This window comes from Streptomyces sp. NPDC047072, assembly GCF_040643855.1.
In the GTDB taxonomy this organism is placed as follows: Bacteria; Actinomycetota; Actinomycetes; order Streptomycetales; family Streptomycetaceae; genus Streptomyces.
This window is the reverse complement of the sequence record NZ_JBEYVC010000061.1, coordinates 34074-54677: the sequence shown is the minus strand read 5'-3', so window position 1 is coordinate 54677 and position 20604 is coordinate 34074. Positions and strand designations below refer to the sequence as shown.

The 20604-nt window shown below is 71.0% G+C and carries 19 protein-coding genes; 7 read left to right on the top strand and 12 right to left on the bottom strand.

What is annotated here, in order from left to right:
• The 5 genes from ABZ896_RS25010 to ABZ896_RS24990 form a co-directional block, all read right to left on the bottom strand.
• Positions 1–1142 (bottom strand): FAD-dependent monooxygenase (locus tag ABZ896_RS25010; RefSeq protein ID WP_360933158.1); only part of this gene is annotated, 1142 nt, incomplete at its 3' end.
• Between the two features lie 188 nt (positions 1143–1330).
• Positions 1331–2239 carry an amino acid ABC transporter permease gene (locus ABZ896_RS25005; protein WP_360933155.1) on the bottom strand — a complete coding sequence of 303 codons (909 nt, stop codon included), beginning with the start codon at positions 2237–2239 and terminating at the stop codon, positions 1331–1333.
• A complete protein-coding gene (locus ABZ896_RS25000; RefSeq protein WP_360933152.1) occupies positions 2236–2910 on the bottom strand; it encodes an amino acid ABC transporter permease in 675 nt (224 codons plus the stop codon). The genes ABZ896_RS25005 and ABZ896_RS25000 overlap by 4 nt, the downstream gene beginning before the upstream one ends.
• 96 nt (positions 2911–3006) lie before the next feature.
• The gene (locus ABZ896_RS24995) at positions 3007–3855 is read right to left on the bottom strand and encodes a glutamate ABC transporter substrate-binding protein (protein WP_360933149.1); all 849 of its coding nucleotides are present in this window, start codon (positions 3853–3855) and stop codon (positions 3007–3009) included.
• Positions 3856–3925: 70 nt separating this feature from the next.
• Positions 3926–4702 (bottom strand): amino acid ABC transporter ATP-binding protein, encoded by a 777-nt coding sequence (locus ABZ896_RS24990; protein ID WP_360933147.1) that lies wholly within the window; start codon positions 4700–4702, stop codon positions 3926–3928.
• A 249-nt stretch (positions 4703–4951) separates the two neighbouring features.
• Here ABZ896_RS24990 and ABZ896_RS24985 point away from each other — a divergent pair, with 249 nt between their 5' ends.
• Together ABZ896_RS24985 and ABZ896_RS24980 are read left to right on the top strand one after the other, a co-directional pair.
• Positions 4952–5638 carry a response regulator transcription factor gene (locus tag ABZ896_RS24985; protein ID WP_360933144.1) on the top strand — a complete coding sequence of 229 codons (687 nt, stop codon included), beginning with the start codon at positions 4952–4954 and terminating at the stop codon, positions 5636–5638.
• A 64-nt stretch (positions 5639–5702) separates the two neighbouring features.
• Complete coding sequence (locus ABZ896_RS24980; protein ID WP_360933141.1) at positions 5703–7085, top strand: HAMP domain-containing sensor histidine kinase; 1383 nt, start codon at positions 5703–5705, stop codon at positions 7083–7085.
• A gap of 129 nt (positions 7086–7214) precedes the next feature.
• Here ABZ896_RS24980 and ABZ896_RS24975 read toward each other — a convergent pair whose 3' ends face one another.
• A complete protein-coding gene (locus tag ABZ896_RS24975) occupies positions 7215–8210 on the bottom strand; it encodes a TAXI family TRAP transporter solute-binding subunit (protein ID WP_360933138.1) in 996 nt (331 codons plus the stop codon).
• A gap of 819 nt (positions 8211–9029) precedes the next feature.
• On the opposite strand from ABZ896_RS24975, the gene ABZ896_RS24970 reads away from it, so the two are divergent.
• Positions 9030–9422 (top strand): MazG nucleotide pyrophosphohydrolase domain-containing protein, encoded by a 393-nt coding sequence (locus ABZ896_RS24970; protein WP_360933135.1) that lies wholly within the window; start codon positions 9030–9032, stop codon positions 9420–9422.
• Between the two features lie 71 nt (positions 9423–9493).
• Here the strand turns inward: ABZ896_RS24970 and ABZ896_RS24965 are convergent, their stop codons facing one another.
• Together ABZ896_RS24965 and ABZ896_RS24960 are read right to left on the bottom strand one after the other, a co-directional pair.
• Positions 9494–10705 (bottom strand): cation:proton antiporter, encoded by a 1212-nt coding sequence (locus ABZ896_RS24965; protein WP_360933133.1) that lies wholly within the window; start codon positions 10703–10705, stop codon positions 9494–9496.
• 4 nt (positions 10706–10709) lie between these two features.
• A complete protein-coding gene (locus ABZ896_RS24960) occupies positions 10710–11195 on the bottom strand; it encodes a TrkA C-terminal domain-containing protein (RefSeq protein ID WP_360933130.1) in 486 nt (161 codons plus the stop codon).
• Positions 11196–11365: 170 nt separating this feature from the next.
• Here ABZ896_RS24960 and ABZ896_RS24955 point away from each other — a divergent pair, with 170 nt between their 5' ends.
• Entirely contained in the window at positions 11366–12307 is a 942-nt protein-coding gene (locus ABZ896_RS24955; RefSeq protein ID WP_360933127.1) for a HAMP domain-containing sensor histidine kinase, read from the top strand.
• Positions 12307–12954 carry a response regulator transcription factor gene (locus tag ABZ896_RS24950; RefSeq protein WP_360933124.1) on the top strand — a complete coding sequence of 216 codons (648 nt, stop codon included), beginning with the start codon at positions 12307–12309 and terminating at the stop codon, positions 12952–12954. The genes ABZ896_RS24955 and ABZ896_RS24950 overlap by 1 nt, the downstream gene beginning before the upstream one ends.
• Here ABZ896_RS24950 and ABZ896_RS24945 read toward each other — a convergent pair.
• Together ABZ896_RS24945 and ABZ896_RS24940 are read right to left on the bottom strand one after the other, a co-directional pair.
• A complete protein-coding gene (locus ABZ896_RS24945; protein WP_360933121.1) occupies positions 12941–13336 on the bottom strand; it encodes a hypothetical protein in 396 nt (131 codons plus the stop codon). The genes ABZ896_RS24950 and ABZ896_RS24945 overlap by 14 nt on opposite strands.
• 67 nt (positions 13337–13403) lie before the next feature.
• On the bottom strand, positions 13404–16295 hold the full coding sequence (locus tag ABZ896_RS24940; protein ID WP_360933118.1) for a SpoIIE family protein phosphatase: 2892 nt from the start codon (positions 16293–16295) through the stop codon (positions 13404–13406).
• Positions 16296–16397: 102 nt separating this feature from the next.
• On the opposite strand from ABZ896_RS24940, the gene rutA reads away from it, so the two are divergent.
• On the top strand, positions 16398–17480 hold the full coding sequence (gene rutA / locus ABZ896_RS24935; RefSeq protein WP_360933115.1) for a pyrimidine utilization protein A: 1083 nt from the start codon (positions 16398–16400) through the stop codon (positions 17478–17480).
• A gap of 134 nt (positions 17481–17614) precedes the next feature.
• Here the strand turns inward: rutA and argG are convergent, their stop codons facing one another.
• Both argG and ABZ896_RS24925 read right to left on the bottom strand, forming a co-directional pair.
• On the bottom strand, positions 17615–19069 hold the full coding sequence (gene argG / locus ABZ896_RS24930) for an argininosuccinate synthase (protein ID WP_360933112.1): 1455 nt from the start codon (positions 19067–19069) through the stop codon (positions 17615–17617).
• Positions 19070–19136: 67 nt separating this feature from the next.
• Positions 19137–19808 carry a TetR/AcrR family transcriptional regulator gene (locus tag ABZ896_RS24925; protein ID WP_360933109.1) on the bottom strand — a complete coding sequence of 224 codons (672 nt, stop codon included), beginning with the start codon at positions 19806–19808 and terminating at the stop codon, positions 19137–19139.
• A gap of 102 nt (positions 19809–19910) precedes the next feature.
• On the opposite strand from ABZ896_RS24925, the gene ABZ896_RS24920 reads away from it, so the two are divergent.
• Positions 19911–20603: a M24 family metallopeptidase gene (locus tag ABZ896_RS24920; RefSeq protein WP_360933106.1), complete on the top strand. Its 693-nt coding sequence runs from the start codon at positions 19911–19913 to the stop codon at positions 20601–20603.
• Position 20604: the final 1 nt, after the last annotated feature.

Below are 20604 nucleotides of genomic sequence, written 5' to 3'. Positions count from 1 at the left end.
GGTGGCCTGCTTGGCGACCGCGGCGAAGTCCTGGGAGGTCCAGCCCTCCTGCATGCCGGCGTCGGTGAACATGCCCTGGTTGATCCAGAGGGTGGGTAGCTGTCGAGCAGCGCCTCGTGCGGGCCGTGGTGCCAGGCCAGGGCCAGCTTCCAGGCGAGGTTGTCGGCGTCCCTGAGGCCCTCGTCGAGCCCCTGGGTGCCGAGCGCCCCGAGCAGGTGCGCCGCGTCCCCGGCGAGCAGGACGCGGCCCGCACGCCAACGGCGGGCCAGCCGGTGGTGCACGGTGTGCACACCGGTGTCGAGGAGGTCGTACGACGGCGCGGAGCCGCCCGTCCAGCCGGTGAGGGTCTCGCGGACGCGGGCGATCAGCAGCTCGGGCGTGACCAGGTCCTTGCCCGGGGGCAGCAGCCAGTCCAGGCGCCACACGCCGTCCGGGAGGGGGCGCGCGGTGACCTCGCCGGCCGAGGCGCCGCTCGTGCGCCACGGGGGCATCCGGTGCAGCAACGCGCGTCCCTCCCAGGGGAGTTCGGTGCGCAGGGCGGCGACCGCGTGGCGCTCCACCGCCGTACGGCCGGGGAAGCGGATGTCCTGGAGCTTGCGGACGGTGGAGCGGGGGCCGTCGCAGCCGATCAGGTAACTGCCGCGCCACCACGTGCCCTTGGGGCCACGGGTGTGGGCGGTGACGCCGGAGGGCTCCTGCTCGATCGAGTCGAGTCTGCTGTCGGTGGCGACCTTGACCAGCCGTTCCTCGGCGAGGGCGGCCCGCAGCGCGCCGGTCAGGACGTGCTGGGCGAGGTGCAGCGGCGCGCGGCCGGCCACCTCGAGATCACCGGTGCCCTCCGAGCCGAAGCCCCCGGCACCTGAATCGACACCGGCCCCCTCGAAGTCCACCTCGCGCATCACCTGCTTGCGCCGCATCGAGCGCCAGCCGGTCCAGTGGACGCCCAGGTCGTCGAGGGGCGTCCCGGTCAGACGGGCCACGAGGGCGGCCGTGTCCGGGTGCAGGACGGCCGTGCGGGCGAGGCGGGGTTCGTCCTTGCCGGGGCCCTCGTCGAGGACCACGGAGGGGACCTCCTGGCGGGCCAGGGCGAGGGCGAGCGTGAGCCCGACGGGCCCCGCCCCGACGATGATCACAGGGTCCACGGCGCGGCGCTCCCCGCTCGCGGTGGAGTCCCGAGGGACATATGTGAACAGGAGGTTGGAGCAGGGTGCACGATCACAGAACGTATGCAACCCATTGCCGGTGTTTGCGTCAAGTGACGGAGGCAGTGGCGATCATGCCACTGCCTCCGAGTCGTACGAGCAAGCCGTTCAGGCCAATTGACTGCTCATCAGATGGTGCCGCCGGCGCCCGTGCCGAAGGTGCCGCCCACCGCCGCCGGGTTCATCTCCTCCATGTCGGTCGCGCCGAGCACCGCCCCCGTGCTCTTCTTGCTCCGCCGCAGCCGCTTCTCCAGCCAGCTCGCGAAGCTCGTGAGGATGAAGTTGACGACGATGTAGATGATCGCCACGACGACGAAGCTCTGGATGACGTTGGCGTAGTTCGCCGCCAGGGTCGCGCGCTCGCTGAGCAGCTCGGTGAAGCCGATCATCACACCGCCGAGCGCGGTGTCCTTCACGATGACGACGAGCTGGCTGACGATGGCCGGCAGCATCGCGGTCACCGCCTGCGGCAGCAGGATGAGGGTCATCGTCTGGCCCTTGCGCAGCCCGACCGCCTGGGCCGCCTCCGTCTGCCCCTTGGGCAGCGCGAGGATGCCGGCCCGGACGACCTCGGCGAGGACGGCCGCGTTGTAGAGCACCAGGCCGGTGACGACCGCGTAGAGCGGCCGGCTCTCGGTGCCGACGTCCGTGGAGCGGGCGTAGACCTCGTTGGCGAACAGCATCAGCAGCAGCACCGGGATGGCGCGGAAGAACTCGACCACCGTGCCGGCCACGCCCCGCACCCAGCGGTGGTCGGAGAGGCGGGCGATGCCGAAGACCGCGCCGAGCGGAAGGCCGATCACCATGGCGAGCGCCGCCGCCTTGAGGGTCTCGCCGAGGCCCGGCAGCAGGTAGGTCGTCCATGCCTCCGACTGGGTGAACGGCTTCCACAGGGCCCATTCCAGCTGGCCCTTGTCGTCCAGGACCGTCCAGACCCACCACACCAGCGCGGCGAGCAGGACGACGAAGACCACCGAGAGGACCACGTTGCGCCGTTTGGCACGGGGGCCCGGGGTGTCGTAGAGGACCGAACTCATCGCTTCACCGCCAGTCGCTTGCTCAGCCAGCCGAGGAAGAGGCCGGTGGGCAGGGTCAGTACCACGAAACCGAAGGCGAAGACCGCGCCGATGAGCAGCGTCTGAGCCTCGTTCTCGATCATTTCCTTCATCAGGTACGCGGCCTCGGCGACGCCGATCGCGGCGGCCACCGTGGTGTTCTTCGTGAGCGCGATCAGGACGTTGGCCAGCGGGCCGATGACCGCGCGGAACGCCTGCGGCAGCACGATCAGGCGCAGGGTCTGGGTGAAGTTCAGGCCGATGGCGCGCGCCGCTTCCGCCTGGCCCATCGGCACCGTGTTGATGCCCGAGCGCAGCGCCTCGCAGACGAAGGCCGCGGTGTAGGCGACGAAGCCGAGGATCGCCAGCCGGAAACCCTGGACCTTGAAGTCGTCGGCGCCCATCGTCACGCGGAAGATGTCCGCGAGACCCAGCGAGCAGAACAGGATGATGACGGTGAGGGGGATGTTCCGGACGATGTTCACGTAGGCCGTGCCGAAGCCCCGCATGAGCGGGACCGGGCTGACCCGCATCGCGGCCAGGAGGGTGCCCCAGACCAGGGAGCCGACGCCGGAGAAGAAGGTGAGCTTCACCGTCATCCAGAAGGCGCCCAACAGGCTCGGATTGTCATAGTCTGAAAGAAAGTCGAACACGATCTCCCGCGCTTCCGGGTGGGTGGCGTACGTGGGCAGCGCGGCGCGCCGCCGCCTCGATCGCGGTGGACGGCGGCACGCCGGTGGACCGTCGCGTTACTTGACGATGTTGCCGATCTTCGGCGCGGGCTCGTTCTTGTAGTCGGCCGGGCCGAGGTTCTTGTCGACCGCCTTCTGCCAGGAGCCGTCGCTGACCATCTTCTCCAGGGCGGCGTTGATCTTGTCGACCGTCGCCGTGTCGCCCTTCTTGACGCCGATGCCGTAGTTCTCGTTGCTCAGCTTGAGGCCGGCGAGCTTGAACTTGCCCTTGTACTGCGACTGCGAGGCGAAGCCCGCGAGGATCGAGTCGTCGGTGGTGACCGCGTCCACGACACCGCTCTGGAGGGCGGCGATGCACTCCGAGTAGCCGCCGTACTCCTTGAGGTTGGCCTTCGGGGCGATGTCGTTCTTGACGTTCTGCGCCGAGGTGGAGCCGGTCACCGAGCAGAGGTTCTTGCCGTTGAGGTCGGTGCCCTCCTTGATGTCGGAGTCCGACTTCACCAGCAGGTCCTGGTGGGCGAGCAGGTAGGGGCCGGCGAAGTCGACCTTCTTCTTGCGCTCGTCGTTGATCGAGTAGGTGGCCGCGATGAACTTGACGTCGCCACGGGCCAGCGCGTTCTCACGGTCGGCGGACTTGGTCTCGACGAACTCGATCTGGTTCGGCTCGTAGCCGAGCTGCTTGGCCACGTAGGTCGCCACGTCCACGTCGAAGCCGGCGAAGGAACCGTTGGGCTCCTTCAGGCCGAGACCGGGCTGGTCGAACTTGATACCGACCTTGATGGTGCCGCCACCGCCGCCGCTGGAGCTCGAGCTCGCGTCGTCCTTGCTGTCGCCGCCGCAGGCGGTCGCGGACAGGGCGAGGGCGAGGACGGCGGCCGAGGCGGCGGTGACCTTGCGGAGCTTCATGGTGAACATCCTTTGTGTGGTGAACAGACGCGAGCCGTGCGGGAGCACACCCGGCGCTCCCGGGAGATCGTCAGTGGTGCAGGATCTTCGACAGGAAGTCCTTGGCACGATCGCTGCGCGGATTGCTGAAGAACTGCTCTGGCGCAGCCTGTTCGACGATCCGGCCGTCCGCCATGAACACCACGCGGTTTGCGGCCGATCGTGCGAAGCCCATTTCGTGTGTGACGACGATCATGGTCATTCCATCACGGGCGAGCTGCTGCATGACCTCCAGCACCTCGTTGATCATCTCGGGGTCGAGCGCCGACGTGGGCTCGTCGAAGAGCATGACCTTCGGGTCCATGGCCAGCGCCCGCGCGATCGCGACCCGCTGCTGCTGGCCGCCGGAGAGCTGGGCGGGGTACTTGTCCGCCTGGGTGGCGACGCCGACCCGGTCGAGCAGGGCGCGCGCCTTCTCCTCGGCCTTGGCCTTGTCGGCCTTGCGGACCTTGATCTGACCCAGCATCACGTTCTCGAGCACGGTCTTGTGCGCGAAGAGGTTGAAGGACTGGAAGACCATGCCCACGTCGGCGCGCAGCCGGGCCAGCTCCTTGCCCTCGGCGGGCAGCGGCTTGCCGTCGATGGTGATCGAACCGTTGTCGATCGTCTCCAGACGGTTGATGGTGCGGCACAGGGTGGACTTCCCGGACCCGGAGGGTCCGATGACCACGACGACCTCGCCGCGGGCGATCGTCAGGTCGATGTCCTGGAGTACGTGCAACGCGCCGAAGTGCTTGTTGACGCTCTTCAGGACGACCAGCTCGTCGGCCGCGACCATGTCTTCCTTGGTCACCGATACTTCGGTCATCGCTATCGGGCTCCGTCCTCCTCGGTTTCGGAGGACCTTAGTGACACCGTGCGACCTGCGTCATTACATCTGAGGGGAATCTGAGCATCACGATCCGATAGCAATCGGACACGTGTTGTAGCAGTTGCGACCAGTGCGCATATCGGCCGGGTAACGGAACCGCGGCGCAACCGGAAGCTGCTTGACGTCGTCCTCCTCCATCGGCGTGACTGCACGGATGAGACGTCCGACGATCCGAAGGGGGCCCGGGTGAGACTTCTCCTCGTCGAGGACGACAACCACGTGGCCGCGGCCCTGTCCGCGGTGCTCGCCCGGCACGGTTTCGACGTCACGCACGCCCGCAGCGGCGAGGAGGCGCTCCAGGCGCTCGTCCCGGAGGGCAACGGCTTCGGGGTCGTGCTGCTGGACCTCGGCCTGCCCGACCAGGACGGCTACGAGGTGTGCGGCAAGATCCGCAAGCGCACCAGCACGCCGGTGATCATGGTCACCGCCCGCTCCGACGTGCGCTCGCGCATCCACGGGCTCAACCTCGGGGCCGACGACTACGTGGTCAAGCCGTACGACACCGGGGAGCTGCTCGCCCGGATCCACGCCGTCAGTCGGCGCACCGCGCACGAGGACGTGCCGGACGGCGGGGACAGCGCGCTGGTGCTCGGCGGTGTGCGCATCGAGCTGCCGACCCGTCAGGTCACCGTGGACGGTACGGCCGTTCAGCTGACCCGCAAGGAGTTCGACCTGCTCGCCCTGCTCGCGCAGCGGCCCGGGGTGGTCTTCCGGCGCGAGCAGATCATCAGCGAGGTCTGGCGCACCAGCTGGGAGGGCACCGGCCGCACCCTGGAGGTCCACGTGGCCTCGCTCCGCGCGAAACTCCGGATGCCGGCCCTGATCGAGACGGTCCGGGGCGTGGGCTACCGGCTCGTCGCGCCGACGGCGTGAGCGGGGAGGCGGCCCAGGTGGCCGGGCTCCGGCGTGGACCGGCGGGGCGGGTGTAGGCGGGGTCGTGCGTACACGTCTGTTGCCGCTGCTGATCGTGCTGATGGCGGCCGTGCTGCTGGCCCTCGGGATCCCGCTGGCCATCGGTGTGGCCTCCGCCCAGCAGCAGAAGGTGGTCGTCGACCGGATCGACGACACGGCCCACTTCGCGGCGCTCGCCCAGTTCGTCACCGACGACTCGGACGAGCGGCTGGAGACACTGGAGAGTGAACTCACCAGCTACTACAAGGTCTACGGCATTCGTGTCGGTGTCTTCTACGACGGTGACGTACCCATGGCCACGGCACCGAGCCCGTGGTTCCTCCCCCCGGAGGGCGAGGTGCGTGACGCGTTCGAGGAGGCGCTGCTCAGCCGGCGCAGCCAGGACCCCAAGCAGGTGTGGCCCTGGCAGCGCGGCCGTCTGGTGGTCGCCTCGCCGGTGATCCGGGACGGCGACGTCGTCGCGGTGGTCGTCACCGACTCGCCCACCGAGCCCATGCGTTCGCGGATCCTGCACGACTGGGTGGTCGTCTTCGTGGGCGAACTCGCCGCCATGCTGCTGGCCGTCGGCGCCGCGCTGCGGCTGACCGGCTGGGTCCTCAGACCCGTACGGGTCCTCGACGCCACCACCCACGACATCGCCACCGGACGGCTCAAGTCCCGCGTGGCCGCCGCCGGCGGGCCGCCCGAACTCCGGCGCCTGGCGCGGTCGTTCAACGAGATGGCGGACAACGTCGAGGACGTGTTGGAGCAGCAGCGCGCCTTCGTGGCCGACGCCTCGCACCAGTTGCGCAACCCGCTCGCCGCGCTGCTGCTGCGCATCGAGTTGCTCGCCTTCGAACTCCCGGAGGGCAACAAGGAGATCGCCTCCGTGCAGGCCGAGGGCAAGCGGCTGGCCCAGGTCCTCGACGACCTGCTCGACCTCGCGCTGGCCGAGCACACCGAGGCGCATCTGAGGACCACCGACATCGGAGAGCTCACCGCGGAGCGGGTCGCGGCCTGGGCGCCGACCGCGGAGGCCAAGGGGGTACGGCTGGTGGGGAGTTGTCCGCCGACCACCGCCTGGGCCGACCCGGTCACCCTCTCCAGCGCGCTGGACGCGGTGATCGACAACGCGGTGAAGTTCACGCCCGAGGACGGCACCGTGGAGGTCACGGTGGCCGCCGACGGCGACACCTCCACGGTCGTGGTCACCGACCTGGGCCCCGGCCTCAGCGACGAGGAACTCGCCCGCGTCGGCGACCGCTTCTGGCGCAGCGGCCGGCACCAGAACGTCAAGGGCTCCGGCCTCGGCCTGTCCATCTCCCGCGCGCTCCTCGCGGCGGGCGGCGGCACGATCTCGTACGACCACCACGAACCGCACGGACTGAAGGTGACGGTGGCGGTACCGAGGAGCCGGCCGACGGGGTGAGGGGTGCCGTGGGTGGGGGCGTCGCGGACTGGGTGGGTGCGGGGCGTCGAGTGCCGCCAAGTCGGGTGCCGGCAATCGGGTGCCGACGAGAGGATGTGACGGCGTGCCCGAGAGGCTCCGGCGGTTCCGTTACGGCTTGACCGAGCGGTAGTAGCGGCGGGCGCCGGTGTGGAGGGGCAGGGGGTCGGTGTAGATCGCCGTGCGGACGTCGACCAGCTGGGCGGAGTGGACGTGGCGGCCGATGACGTCGCGGCTCTTGATGACCGTACGGGTGAGCCACTCGGTGAGCCGGGGGTCCATGTCCTCGCGGGTCACCAGGAGGTTGGAGACCGCCATCGTGGCCACCGCCTTGCCGTTCTGGACGGTCGGATAGGCCGAGGCCGGCATGTTGGTCGCGCGGTAGTAGCGGCTCGCCGTGCCGTCCGCGTGCAGCTTCGCCACGAGGGAGGCGGGGATCGGCACGAACCGGAAGGTGGACCGTTCGGCGAGCAGGCTCAGCCCGTCCGTCGGCAGGCCGCCCGACCAGAAGAACGCGTCCAGTCCGTGTCCGAGCAGCCGGGGTCCGGTGTCGATGCCCTCCGCGCGCGGCACGATGTCCTTGGCCGGATCGAGGCCGGCGGCCCTGAGGACACGCTCCGCTATCAGCCGTACGCCGGAGTTGACGGGGCCGATGGAGACCCGCTTGCCCTTGAGGTCCGCCACGGAGCGGATGTCCGAGTCCGCCGGGACGACGATCTGCACGTAGTCGTCGTAGAGGCGGGCGACCCCGCGCAGCTTGTCCGCGCCGGTCCCGCCGCGCTGCTCGTACGTCTCGACGGCGTCCGCGGCGGCGATCGCGAAGTCGGTCCCGCCCGTGGCCACGCGCTTGACGTTCTCCTGCGAGCCCGCGCTGGTCTGGAGGTCCACCGTCAGGTCGGGCATGTCCTCGCGGAGCGCGTCCCGCAGGAGCTCGCCGTACCGCTGGTAGACGCCGGCCTTGGTTCCCGTACTGATGGTGATCGTGCCGCTCGGGGGATCCTCGCCGAGGGGCAGCAGCCACCACAGCAGCAGGCCGAGGGCCACGAGCCCGGCGGCCGCGGCCCGGAGCGCGTGGCGGCGGCCGATGCGGGGGAACGACTTGGACATGCGGGCGATCCTGCCAGGCCCTGCGGGGTGCTGACCAGGACGGGGGGTTCAGGGCCGGGATGTCGAAGGGGTAGCGGCCTGAGGCGGGTGCTGACCAGGACGGGGGGAGGGTCAGGGGCTGGGGTGTCGAAGGCGTGGCGGCCGGAGGCGGGTGCGGGCCGGTGTGGCGGGCGGGTGCCGGGCTCGGCGAGGTCGGGTCGGGATGTTAGGCGGCCCTGCGGTTTGGCAAGGTCGGGTCGGGATGCGAGATGGCCCTGCGGTTTGGCGAGGCCAGGCTGGGATGTGAGGTGGCCCCGCGGCTCGGCGAGGTCGAGCCGGGACGCGAGGTGGCTCCGCGGCTTGGCGAGGCCAGGCTGGGATACGAGGCGGTCCCGCGGCTTGGCGGGTCGGGTCGGGATGCGCGACGGCCTCGCGGCTTGGTGAGGTCGGGTCGGGATGCGAGGGGGCCCTGCGGTTTGGCGAGGCCAGGCTGGGATACGAGATGGCCTCGCGGCTTGGTGAGGTCGGGTCGGGATGCGCGACGGCCTCGCGGCATGGTGAGGTCGGGTCGGGATGTGAGGTGGCCCCGCGGCTCGGTGAGGTCGGGCTTTTGGGCTTCTGGGGCGGCCCAGGGCTTCGGCGGCCCGCGCCCGGGACTTTCAGTGGCCTGCGGCTCATGGCCGGGCCTCAGATGGTCGTCGGATCTCCGGGTGCGGTCGGGGAGTCCGGGGTGCGGTCCGGGAGTCCGGAGTCGGCTCGGGGAGTCCGGAGCGGGGTGGGGGAGTCCGGGTGGGGACAGGGAGTTCCGGCGTGCGGGAACGTGGTCGCTAGAGTCGCCGTATGACCGCCTCACCCGTCGATCTCGTCCGCGCCTTTCATCTCGCCTTCGGACTGGACGCCCGCACCACACCCACCGAGGTGTCGCCCGAACTCGCCGCCCAGCGCGGCCGGTTGCTGGCGGAGGAGGCGGCCGAGGTCGCCGAGGTCGCGGTCGACGGCCCCCTGGACCGCCTCGCCCACGAACTCGCCGACGTCGTCTACGTCGCGTACGGCACCGCCCTCGTCCACGGCATCGACCTGGACGAGGTGATCGCGGAGATCCACCGCAGCAACATGACCAAGCTGGGCCCCGACGGCGAGGTCAGCCGGAGGGCGGACGGCAAGGTCCTGAAGGGGGACCACTACGAGGCCCCGGATGTGGCGGCGGTACTGCGAAGGCAGGGTTGGAACTAACCCACCTGCCTTTTAGGGGCGCGGGGAACTGCGCGACCAGCCCCCACCGGACCCGCACCCGACAACGGCCGTCATTCCCCCCGCACAGACGCCCGAGCCTCCGCAACCGGCGACGACGAAACCTCCCGCCGCTTCACGAACCGCATGGCCACCGGCTCCGTATACCGCGCGGTGAGCGGCCCGACGATGACCAGGATCAAGACGTACGCCGTGGCCAGCGGCCCCAACGACGGCTCGATCCCCGCCGTAACCGCCAGCCCCGCGATCACGATCGAGAACTCCCCCCGAGCCACCAACGCACCCCCCGTCCGCCACCTCCCCTTCTCCGATATCCCGGCCCGCCGAGCCGCCCAGTACCCCGTGGCGATCTTCGTACCGGCCGTCACGACCGCCAAGGCCAGCGCGGGCAACAGCACCGGCGGAATGCTCGCCGGATCCGTGTGCAGCCCGAAGAAGACGAAGAAGACAGCGGCGAAGAGGTCACGCAGCGGGCTGAGGAGGGTGTGCGCCCCCTCCGCCACGTCCCCGGACAGCGCGATCCCCACCAGGAACGCCCCGACCGCGGCAGACACCTGAAGCTCCTGTGCCACCCCCGCGACCAGGATCGTCAGGCCCAACACCACGAGCAGCAGCTTCTCCGGATCGTCACTCGACACGAACCGCGAGATCAGCCGTCCGTAACGAACCGCGATGAACAACACAAGCCCCGCCGCGCCCAGCGCGATCGCCAGCGTGACACTTCCCGCCATGAGCCCGGCGCCCGCCACCAGCGCCGTCACGATCGGCAGGTACACCGCCATCGCCAGGTCCTCCAGGACCAGGACGCTGAGGATGACCGGGGTCTCACGGTTGCCCACCCGGCCGAGGTCCCCGAGGACCTTCGCGATGACGCCGGAGGAGGAGATCCAGGTGACGCCCGCGAGGACGACGGCGGCCACCGGCCCCCAGCCGAGCAGCAGCGCGGCCGCCGCGCCCGGCAGCGCGTTGAGCGCGCCGTCGACCAGGCCGGACGGGTAGTGCGCCTTGAGGTTGGTGACCAGGTCACCGGCGGAGTACTCCAGGCCCAGCATCAGCAGCAGGAGGATCACGCCGATCTCGGCGCCTATGGAGACGAACTCCTCGCTCGCGCCGAGCGGCAGCAGACCGCCCTCGCCGAACGCGAGGCCGGCCAGCAGGTAGAGCGGGATGGGCGAGAGGCGGAAACGGGCGGCGAACCGGCCGAGAAGCCCCAGACCCAGGATGATCGAACCGAACTCGATCAGCAGAACCGCGGAGGAGTGCACCCTGTCACTCCCGCCCGAGGATCGCGGCGGCGGCGTCGACGCCCTCGCGGGTGCCGACGACGATGAGGATGTCACCGCCCGCCAGCCGGAAGTCCGGTGCCGGGGAGGGGATCGCCTCGGCCCGCCGCAGCGCGGCCACCACCGAGGCGCCGGTGTCCGTGCGCATCCGGGTGTCACCGAGGACCCGGCCGTTCCAGCGGGAGCCCGCGGCCACCTCGATGCGTTCGGCGACGAGGCCCAGGTCGGAGGTGTAGAGCAGGCTCGCGCTGTGGTGGGAGGGCTTGAGCGCGTCGATCAGGGCGCCCGCCTCGGAGCCGGTCAGCCGCAGCGACTGGGCGCAGGAGTCGGGGTCGTCCGCCCGGTAGACGCTCACCGTGCGGGCACCGTCGCGGTGCGCCACCACGGACAGATGGCGGTCCTCCCGGGTGATGAGGTCGTACTGGACCCCGATTCCCGGCAGCGGCGTCGCCCTCAGGCGCGGAGCAGACACGTTTCTTCCCCTTTTCGGCAAGCTTCTCGTCCGGTCGCAGATGATCGCGATCGCATGCTTTCAGTACCCCGTACGGTGGCGATATGGGTGTCGTGACGGATATACGCGAGCGACCGGGGCCGAAGAGGGTGGCCGGGGAGACGTCGTGCGAGAGGAGCGGGAGCCGGACCGTGTCGTTGTTCTGGCGGATCTTCTCGCTCAACGCCCTCGGGCTGGTCGTCGCCGCCGCGCTGCTGCTGGGGCCGGTGACCGTGTCGACGCCGGTGCTGCCGCACGAGGCCCTGGTCGTCGTCGGGGGGCTCGCGTTGCTGCTGGCCGCCAACGCGGTCGTGCTGCGGGTCGGGCTCGCGCCGCTGAAGCGGCTGGGCGGGGCCATGGCCGCGGTGGACCTGCTGCGGCCCGGGGTGCGTGCCCCCGTCTCCGGTCCCGCCGAGACGGCCGAGCTGATCACGACGTACAACACCATGCTGGACCGGCTGGAGGCGGAGCGGGCGACCGGCGCGGCCCGTGCGCTCTCCGCGCAGGAGCGGGAACGGCACCGGATCGCGCGGGAGTTGCACGACGAGGTGGGGCAGACGCTGACGGCCGTCCTGTTGCAGCTGAAGCGGGTCGCCGACCGGGCGCCGGGAGAGCTGCGCGAGGAGGTCGGGCAGGCGCAGGAGGCCACGCGCGCGGGGCTCGACGAGATCCGGCGGATCGCGCGCCGGCTGCGGCCCGGGGTGCTGGAGGAGCTGGGGCTGCCGAGCGCGCTGCGCTCGCTCGCGACGGAGTTCACCACGCACGGGCTGACCGTGCGCCATCACGTCGGCGGCGATCTGCCCCGGCTGACCGAGGAGTCGGAACTGGTCGTCTACCGGGTCGCCCAGGAGGGTCTCACCAACACGGCACGGCACTCGGCGGCGGACCACGCGGAGGTGCGGCTCCGGCCCGTCGACGGAGGCGTGGAGCTGCTCGTGCGGGACAACGGCTCGGGGCTGGGCGGGGCCGCGGAGGGGGCGGGGATACAGGGCATGCGGGAGCGGGCGCTGCTGATAGGGGCGGCGTTCTCGGTGGGGGCGGGGCCCGGGCGGGGGACGGATGTGCGGTTGCGGATACCGGTGGGGGTGGGTTGATGACCACGCGGGTGCTGCTCGCCGATGATCACACTCTGGTACGACGAGGGGTGCGGCTGATCCTGGAGAGCGAGCCGGATCTCACGGTGGTCGCGGAGGCCGGGGACGGGGCGGAAGCCGTCGAGATGGCGCGGGCGTCTGAGGTCGACCTCGCCGTCCTGGACGTGGCGATGCCCCGGATGACCGGGTTGCAGGCGGCGCGGGAGCTGTCGCGGCGGTTGCCCGGGCTGCACATCCTGATCCTGACGATGTACGACAACGAGCAGTACTTCTTCGAGGCGCTCAAGGCGGGGGCCAGCGGGTACGTCCTCAAGTCCGTCGCCGACCGGGATCTGGTCGAGGCGTGCCGGGCGGCCGTACGGGACGAGCCGTTCGTGTACCCGGGGGCGGAGCGGGCGCTGGTCCGCTCCTACCTGGACCGGCTCCACCGCGGTGACGACCTGCCCACGCGGGCCGTCACCGAGCGCGAGGAGGAGATCCTCAAGCTGGTCGCGGAGGGCCACACCACGAAGGAGATCGGCGAACTGCTCTTCATCAGCGCGAAGACGGTGGAACGCCACCGCGCCAACCTCCTCCACAAACTGGGCATGAAAGACCGCCTGGAGCTGACCCGCTACGCCATCCGGGCGGGCCTCATCGACCCCTGAGCCGGTGCCGCCGCACGCCGTACGCGACGACGAGACCGCCCCCGGCGACGACCAGGGCCACGCCCGCCGCGCGCTCGAAGTCGGCGGGTCCGGTACTGCCCCCTAGCCCGCCCTGGACACCGAGCGTCGGAACGGCCGTGGCCAGCGGTAGGGCGGCGGCACTTCTGCGCGGCAGCACTTCACAGGCGATCCCGTCGTCCGGCCCCTGGTCTTCGTCCAGCCGGTTCGGGTCGGAGGTGTCGCGGTCGTACACCGCCTGCGCGTCCTCCTGATAGGTGAAGTCCGAGCAGTCCAGGTCGGCGCGAGCGTGTGCGACGCCGGCGAGCGGGCCGACGGCCAGGAGGGCTGTCAGCGCTCCGGCGTATGCGATGCGTATACCCATGGGGCGACCGTAGGGACGCGCCCGCCGTACGGCCTGTGCTGCTGGGCCGAACGGAGCAGCGGGAGTGTCAGAGCAACGACTCCCAGTCCTCGTCGAAGTCCGCCAGGTTCAGTGGGGGTGGGGTGGGTTCCGGGGCGGGGTGGCCCGGGAGGGGGAGGGGCTGTTCTGTCCAGATGCATTTGCCCTTGGGGGTGAAGCGGGCGCCCCAGGAGGTGGTGAGGGCTGCGATGAGCTGGAGACCGCGGCCGCCTTCGTCCGTCTCGGACGCCCGGCGGATGCGGGGCATCGTCTGGCTGCCGTCGTAGACCTCGCAGATCAGGGTCGAGGTGTGGAGGAGGCGTAGACGGATCGGGCCGCGGGCGTGCCGGACGACGTTGCCGACCAGCTCGCTGACGAGGAGTTCCGTCGTGGGGGCCAGGTCGTCCAGGTCCCACGCCGACAACTGGTCGCGGACGTGCCGGCGGGCCTGGCCGGCCGCCCGGGGGTCGTCGGCAAGTGGCCAGGACGCCATCCGGTCCGCCGGGAGCGCGTGCAGCCGTGCCACCAGGAACGCCGCGTCGTCCGCCGCCTGCTGGTCCGTCGGCAGCAGTCCGGCCGTCAGCCGGTCGCACAGCCGTTCAAGGTCTACGGCCGTCCCGTCCGCGTGCGCCGCCCCCAGCAGCCGCGCCAGCTCCCCCATCCCCTCGTCGATCTCCCGCTTCGCCGACTCGACCAGCCCGTCCGTGTACAGCACGAGCAGACTGCCCTCGGGCACCTCCAACTCGACCGTCTCGAACGGCGGTTTGGCCGCGCCCAGCGGCGGGTCGGCGTCCGGCTCCGGGAAGTGGACCGAACCGTCGGGCCGCACCAGCGCCGGCGGCGGATGCCCGGCCCGGGACAGGGTGCAGACCCCGGTCGTCGGGTCGTACAGCGCGTACAGACAGGTCGCGTACGACGCCTCGCCCATGCCGCTCACGATGTCGTTGAGGTGCCCCATGATCTCGTCCGGCGGCAGCTCCAGGTCGGCCAGGGTGTGCACGGCGGTGCGCAGCCGCCCCATGGTGGCCGCCTCCGGCAGCCCGTGCCCCATGACGTCTCCGACCACGAGCGCCACCTGTCCGCCGGACAGCGGGATGATGTCGTACCAGTCGCCGCCCACGTCCGCGCCCTGCCCGGCCGGCAGATAGCGCGCGGCCGCCGTGCACGCGGGCAGTTCGGGCAGCGCCTGCGGGAGCAGACTGCGCTGGAGTTCCCGGGACCGGGTCAGCTCGGCGTCGTAGAGCCGGGCCCGCTCCAAGGACTGGGCGACGAGGCCGCTGATGGTGCTGAGCAGTGCGCGCTCCTCGTCGTTGAGCACGCGCGGCCGGTCGAAGGAGAGGACGCACACGCCGAAGGTGTGCCCGGAGGCCGTCAGCGGCAGGAACGCCCAGGCCTGCTTGCCGGAGCGCTCGGGCAGCTCGGCGAGGTCCGGGTAGCGCGCGGTGAACTCCCGCGGCGAGGACAGGAAGACCGGTGTCTCGGCGTCCGTGGGGTCCCAGGCCGGGTCGTCGACGGAGGTGGGGCGCTTCTCGACGAGGGCGAGGAAGTCGTCCGGGTAGCCGACGGACCCCACGTGGTGCAGCCGGTCGTCCTCGACGACCTGGATCATCAGGCCCGCGGCGGCGAACGGCGGCAGCACCTTGCGGGCGACCGCGTCCACCACGTCCTGCGAGGTGGTCGCCTTGGCGAGCTCCGCGGTCAGCTCCGCGATCCGTACCGCCCGCTCGGCCGCGGCCCGTTCGGCGGCCCGCCGCTCCTCCGCGAGCCGCCGCTTCTCGGTGACGTCCTGGAAGTAGAGCGTGCGCCCGTCGGGCCCCGGCACCAGCCGTACGTGGAAGCGCTCCCCGGAGTCCGGCAGCTGTACGTCGAACCCGGCGGGCCGGTCCTCGGCCGCGGCCGCCAGGCACTGCTCCTTCAGGCCGGGCAGCTGCCGGGCGGCGGACAGGTCCCACAGCAGCAGGCCGAACAGCTCCTCCTCGGAGTAGCCGAGGACCCGCTCGGCCTCCAGGTTGGCGAAGGTGATCCGCCACTCGTCGTCCACCGCGAGGAAGCCGTCGCTCATGTGCCGCAGGGCCCGGCTGAGGGCGTCCCGGGCGGTACGCGACTCGTTGCTCTCCCAGCCGACCCCGATCATCCTGAGCGCCTCGCCGCGCTCGTCGTAGGTCGCCCGGCCGCGGGCCTGGGTCCAGCCCCAGGTACCGTCCAGGCGCCGTACGCGGTACTCGGCCTCGTAGACGCCGTGGTCGAGGATGGCCCGCTGGGCCGCCGCGAGGGTCGGGGCCAGGTCGTCGGGGTGGACGATCCGCATCCAGTTGTCGATCTTGCCGGTGAAGTCGGCGGGGCGGGTGCCGTACAGCTCCAGCGCGGCCTCGTCCCAGATGAGGTCGCCGCCCCGGATGTCCCAGTCCCAGGAGCCGACCTGCACCTCCTTCAGGGCCTGCCGCAGCCGCTCGCCGCCCAGGTCCGTCTGGGCGGGGCCGGACGGCGGCGGGGCCTTGGCGACGCGTTCCTCGGTCCAGGCGAGCACGTCCTGGAGGAAGTCCCAGTGCCCGGGCGTGGGCTCGCCCGCGTCGCCGGCCAGCACGGTCAGCGCGCCGACGCTGCGCCGGCCGCTGAACATGGGCAGGGAGACCAGGCCGGTGCCGACCGCGGTCAGGTCCGTCTCGTCCGGGTCGACCGGCACCCAGACCCCGCCGCCCTGCTGGAGCGCGCGGGCCGGCGCGAGCGGCCCCTCCTGGTCGACGATCTCCCAGGCGCGGGTGAGGGCGGGCGGCAGTCCGACGGAGGAGACGAGACGCAGCGCGGACATCGGACCGCGCAGGTGGATGGTCCCGCCGAGCGCGCCCAGCTCGCCCACCGCGTGGCCGAGCGCCAGCCGGAACACCTCGCTCTCCGGGACCCCCGGAGGCACCGTGTGCAGCAGAGCGAGGCGCGCGTTCATGCCGGGAACTTATCGTTCATGTATTCCCGCGGCCACCTGCATCGGCCAACAGGGCGTGGATCAAGGAGAGTTGTGGAGGGCCAGTCAGGGTAGTGCGCTCGCATGGACATAGGTGTCTTCATCCCCATCGGCAACAACGGCTGGCTCATCTCCAAGAGCTCTCCTCAATATCTGCCGAGTTTCGAGCTGAACAAGGCCGTCGTGCAGAAGGCCGAGGAGCATGGACTCGACTTCGCCCTCTCCATGATCAAGCTGAAGGGCTTCGGCGGCGAGACGGAGTTCTGGGACCACTGCCTGGAGTCGTTCACGCTGATGGCGGGCCTCGCCGCGGTGACCGAGCGGATCAGGCTGTACGCCTCCACCCCGATCCTCGCCCTGCCGCCCGCGATCGTCGCGCGCATGGCGGTCACCGTCGACTCCATCGCCCCCGGGCGCTTCGGCGTCAACATCGTCACCGGCTGGGCGCCCGGCGAGTACACACAGATGGGCGTCTGGCCCGGCGACGAGCACTTCGGCAACCGTTACGCGCGTGCCGTGGAGTACGTGACGGTCATGAAGGAGCTGTGGAGCGAGGGTGTCAGCAACTTCAAGGGCGAGTTCTACGAGATGGACGACTGCGTGCTCTCGCCGCGCCCGGCGGACGGGCACATCGACATCGTCGCCGCGGGGCAGAGCGGCACCGGTATGCGGTTCGCCGCCGAGCACGCCGACTACAACTTCATCCTGGGAAGCGGGGTGAACACCCCGCTCGCGTTCACTCAGGCCACGGAGACCCTGCGGGGGGCGGTGCGGGAGAGCGGGCGGGACGTGGGGGCGCTGTCGCTGTTCATGGTCATCGCCGACGAGACCGACGAGGCCGCGCGGGCCAAGTGGCAGGACTACCACGACAACGCAGACCTCGCGGCGCTGGCCTACATGGCGGGGGAGTCGGCGAGTGACGCGACCGCCGACGACTCGTCCACGGCGCGCACGATCGTCCTGCCGGAAGGCGCCGTGAACTTCAACATGGGGACGCTTGTGGGGTCGTACGAGAGTGTGGCTCGGATGCTCGACGAGATCGCCGGGGTCGAGGGGACCAAGGGGATCATGCTGGTCTTCGACGACTTCCTGGAGGGGATCGAGAACTTTGGGACGCGGATTCAGCCGTTGATGCGGTCTCGGGAGGGGCGGGTGGGTGCGGGCTGACGGGGGCGCGTCGTTGGCTGCGGGCCGGTGGGGGCCGGTCGCGCAGTTCCCCGCGCCCCTTTGGTGGGTTCAGTCGCCGGGAGCCGAAAGGCCGGCCCCGTCGCCGGGACCGGCCTTTCTCGTGCGGTACTCCGTCAGTCCGTGCCGAACTCCATCGCGGCGCGGTCCAGGAGCGCCTCGTCCTCCGGGGCCTCGCCGCGGGAGGCGATGGCCTCGGCGCCGCCCTCGGGGAGCTCCGGCATGGTGCCGATGAGGCCCGTCGCGGCCGCCTGGGAGGCGCCGATGGTGGGGCTGCCGGTGCCGATCAGGCCGAGGCCGACGTACTGCTCCAGCTTGGCGCGCGAGTCGGCGATGTCGAGGTTGCGCATGGTGAGCTGGCCGATCCGGTCGACCGGGCCGAACGCCGAGTCGACGGTCCGCTCCATGGAGAGCTTGTCCGGGTGGTACGAGAACGCCGGGCCCGTGGTGTCGAGGAGGGAGTAGTCCTCGCCGCGCCGCAGCCGCAGGGTGACCTCGCCGGTGATCGCGGCGCCGACCCAGCGCTGGAGCGACTCCCGGATCATCAGCGCCTGCGGGTCCAGCCAGCGGCCCTCGTACATCAGACGGCCGAGGCGCCGGCCCTCGTTGTGGTACTGGGCGACGGTGTCCTCGTTGTGGATCGCGTTGACGAGACGCTCGTAGGCCGCGAAGAGCAGGGCCATGCCCGGCGCCTCGTAGATGCCGCGGCTCTTCGCCTCGATGATGCGGTTCTCGATCTGGTCGGACATGCCGAGGCCGTGCCGGCCGCCGATCGCGTTGGCCTCCATGACGAGGTCGACGGCGGAGCCGAACTCCTTGCCGTTGATCGTCACCGGGCGGCCCTGGTCGAAGCCGATCGTCACGTCCTCGGGGGCGATCTCGACCGACGGGTCCCAGAACTTGACGCCCATGATCGGGTCGACGGTCTCGACGCCGGTGTTGAGGTGCTCCAGGGTCTTGGCCTCGTGGGTGGCGCCCCAGATGTTGGCGTCGGTGGAGTACGCCTTCTCCGTCGAGTCCCGGTAGGGGAGGTCGTGGGCGACGAGCCACTCCGACATCTCCTTGCGGCCGCCCAGCTCGGTCACGAAGTGCGCGTCCAGCCACGGCTTGTAGATCCGCAGGTTGGGGTTGGCGAGCAGGCCGTAGCGGTAGAACCGCTCGATGTCGTTGCCCTTGAAGGTCGAGCCGTCGCCCCAGATCTGGACGTTGTCCTCCAGCATCGCCCGCACCAGGAGCGTGCCGGTGACCGCGCGGCCCAGCGGGGTGGTGTTGAAGTACGCCCGCCCGCCGGAGCGGATGTGGAACGCGCCGCAGGTGAGCGCGGCCAGGCCCTCCTCGACCAGCGCGGCACGGCAGTCGACCAGGCGCGCGATCTCGGCACCGTAGGTCTTCGCGCGGCCGGGCACCGAGTCGATGTCGGGCTCGTCGTACTGGCCGATGTTCGCGGTGTAGGTGCACGGGATGGCGCCCTTGTCGCGCATCCACGCGACAGCGACGGAGGTGTCGAGACCGCCGGAGAAGGCGATGCCGACGCGCTCGCCGGCGGGCAGGGACGTGAGGACCTTGGACATAGGAAGATTATGCATCACGACGCATGGTCATGCAAAGCCCCTGATGTGGGCCCGCACGTGATTCACGTCATCCGTAGGGACCGTCGATCGGGTCGAGCCGCGCGAGGTCGGGCAGCTCCAGCGAGCAGATGCGTAACGCCTCGGCCTCCGGGACGCCGAACTGCCGGAGCAGGCCGAGGGCGACCTGGTCCGCGGAGCTGGCGTCGTCGCGGTCCGGCTGGGCGTGCACGAGCGCGCCCAGCGCCAGGACGGCACCCGCGGTCATCGCCAGCGCGAGGTCCGGGTCGTCCACCCGGAAGCGTCCCGCCGTGGCCGCGGCCCGGATGTCCCGGTGGGCGCGCGGTGCGAGACCCCGCTCGGAGCGGGCCAGTTCGGGGCCGACGGAGAGCAGTACCCGGCTCAGGCGGGGGTGGCGGCGGTGCAGTCGGCCGGTCAGGCGCAGGCTCTGGGCGAAGGCGACCGCGGGGTCGTCGAGGTCCGCGGTGAGCCGGTCCATGAGCGTGCCCCACCACTCCAGGGCCTCCTCCGCGGCGGTGCGGAAGAGGGCCTCCTTGCTGTCGAAGTGGTTGTAGAAGGAGCCGACCCCGACATCGGCGAGGTCGGTGATCTCCTGGATCGCGACCTCGGTCCGCCGCTCGGCGAGCAGCCGCTGGGCCGCGTACACCAGGGCGTTCCTGGTCCGCTCCCGGCGCCGGTCGAGGCGCCTCGGCGCGGTGTTCTCGGCCATGTTCTCGGCCATGGGCGCCTCCGCGTTTCCGCGTACTCTAGACCCGTGGCATGTCCCTGATGGATCCGGTGAAATCCGTTTGCCGACGATGATCCCGGTCCTTACGTTCGCCCCATGACGGACGACGACGAACCCACACGCGCGGCGCGGCTCCTGGACGCGCAGGCCAAGGCCGAGCGGCTCTTCGACGAGATCGGCGAGCGCGCTCTCGTCGCGCCGGGGGAGGGCGAGCGGGCGGTCAGCGACCGGATCCGGGACCTCGCCAACGAGCTGTTCGGCACCACCCGGCACTGGCACAAGCGGATCGTGCGCTCCGGCCCGAACACCCTCCTGCCGTACAAGGAGAACCCGCCGGACCGGGTCATCGGCGCCGACGACATCGTGTTCGCCGACTTCGGGCCGATCTTCGAGGAGTACGAGGCCGACTTCGGGCGGACCTTCGTACTCGGCGACGACCCCGTCAAGCACCGGCTGCGGGACGACCTGCCGAGGATCTTCGCCGCGGGGCGCCGCTTCTTCGAGAGCGATCCCTCGATGACGGGCGCCCGGCTGTACGCCGAGGTCGGGCGGCTGGCCGCGGAGGCCGGCTGGGAGTTCGGCGGCTGGCACGCCGGCCACCTCGTGGGGGAGTTCCCGCACGAGTGGATCGAGGGCGCGGACGTGGAGTCGTACATCACGGCCGCCAACGACACCCCGCTGCGCCGCACCGACAAGGCCGGGCGGGTCTGCCACTGGATCCTGGAGATCCATCTGGTGGACCGGGAACGGGAGTTCGGCGGCTTCCACGAGGAACTGCTCACCCTCTGAA

Excerpts from the sequence above, each read along its gene's own strand:
- ABZ896_RS24940 (WP_360933118.1), bottom strand. The coding sequence starts at position 16,295 with ATGAACGCGCGCCTCGCTCTGCTGCACACGGTGCCTCCGGGGGTCCCG.
- ABZ896_RS25005 (WP_360933155.1), bottom strand. The coding sequence starts at position 2,239 with ATGAGTTCGGTCCTCTACGACACCCCGGGCCCCCGTGCCAAACGGCGC.
- ABZ896_RS24995 (WP_360933149.1), bottom strand. The coding sequence starts at position 3,855 with ATGAAGCTCCGCAAGGTCACCGCCGCCTCGGCCGCCGTCCTCGCCCTC.
- ABZ896_RS24990 (WP_360933147.1), bottom strand. The coding sequence starts at position 4,702 with ATGACCGAAGTATCGGTGACCAAGGAAGACATGGTCGCGGCCGACGAG.
- rutA (WP_360933115.1), top strand. The coding sequence starts at position 16,398 with ATGGACATAGGTGTCTTCATCCCCATCGGCAACAACGGCTGGCTCATC.
- ABZ896_RS24970 (WP_360933135.1), top strand. The coding sequence starts at position 9,030 with ATGACCGCCTCACCCGTCGATCTCGTCCGCGCCTTTCATCTCGCCTTC.
- ABZ896_RS24925 (WP_360933109.1), bottom strand. The coding sequence starts at position 19,808 with ATGGCCGAGAACATGGCCGAGAACACCGCGCCGAGGCGCCTCGACCGG.
- ABZ896_RS24945 (WP_360933121.1), bottom strand. The coding sequence starts at position 13,336 with ATGGGTATACGCATCGCATACGCCGGAGCGCTGACAGCCCTCCTGGCC.
- ABZ896_RS24950 (WP_360933124.1), top strand. The coding sequence starts at position 12,307 with ATGACCACGCGGGTGCTGCTCGCCGATGATCACACTCTGGTACGACGA.
- argG (WP_360933112.1), bottom strand. The coding sequence starts at position 19,069 with ATGTCCAAGGTCCTCACGTCCCTGCCCGCCGGCGAGCGCGTCGGCATC.
- ABZ896_RS24920 (WP_360933106.1), top strand. The coding sequence starts at position 19,911 with ATGACGGACGACGACGAACCCACACGCGCGGCGCGGCTCCTGGACGCG.
- ABZ896_RS24975 (WP_360933138.1), bottom strand. The coding sequence starts at position 8,210 with ATGTCCAAGTCGTTCCCCCGCATCGGCCGCCGCCACGCGCTCCGGGCC.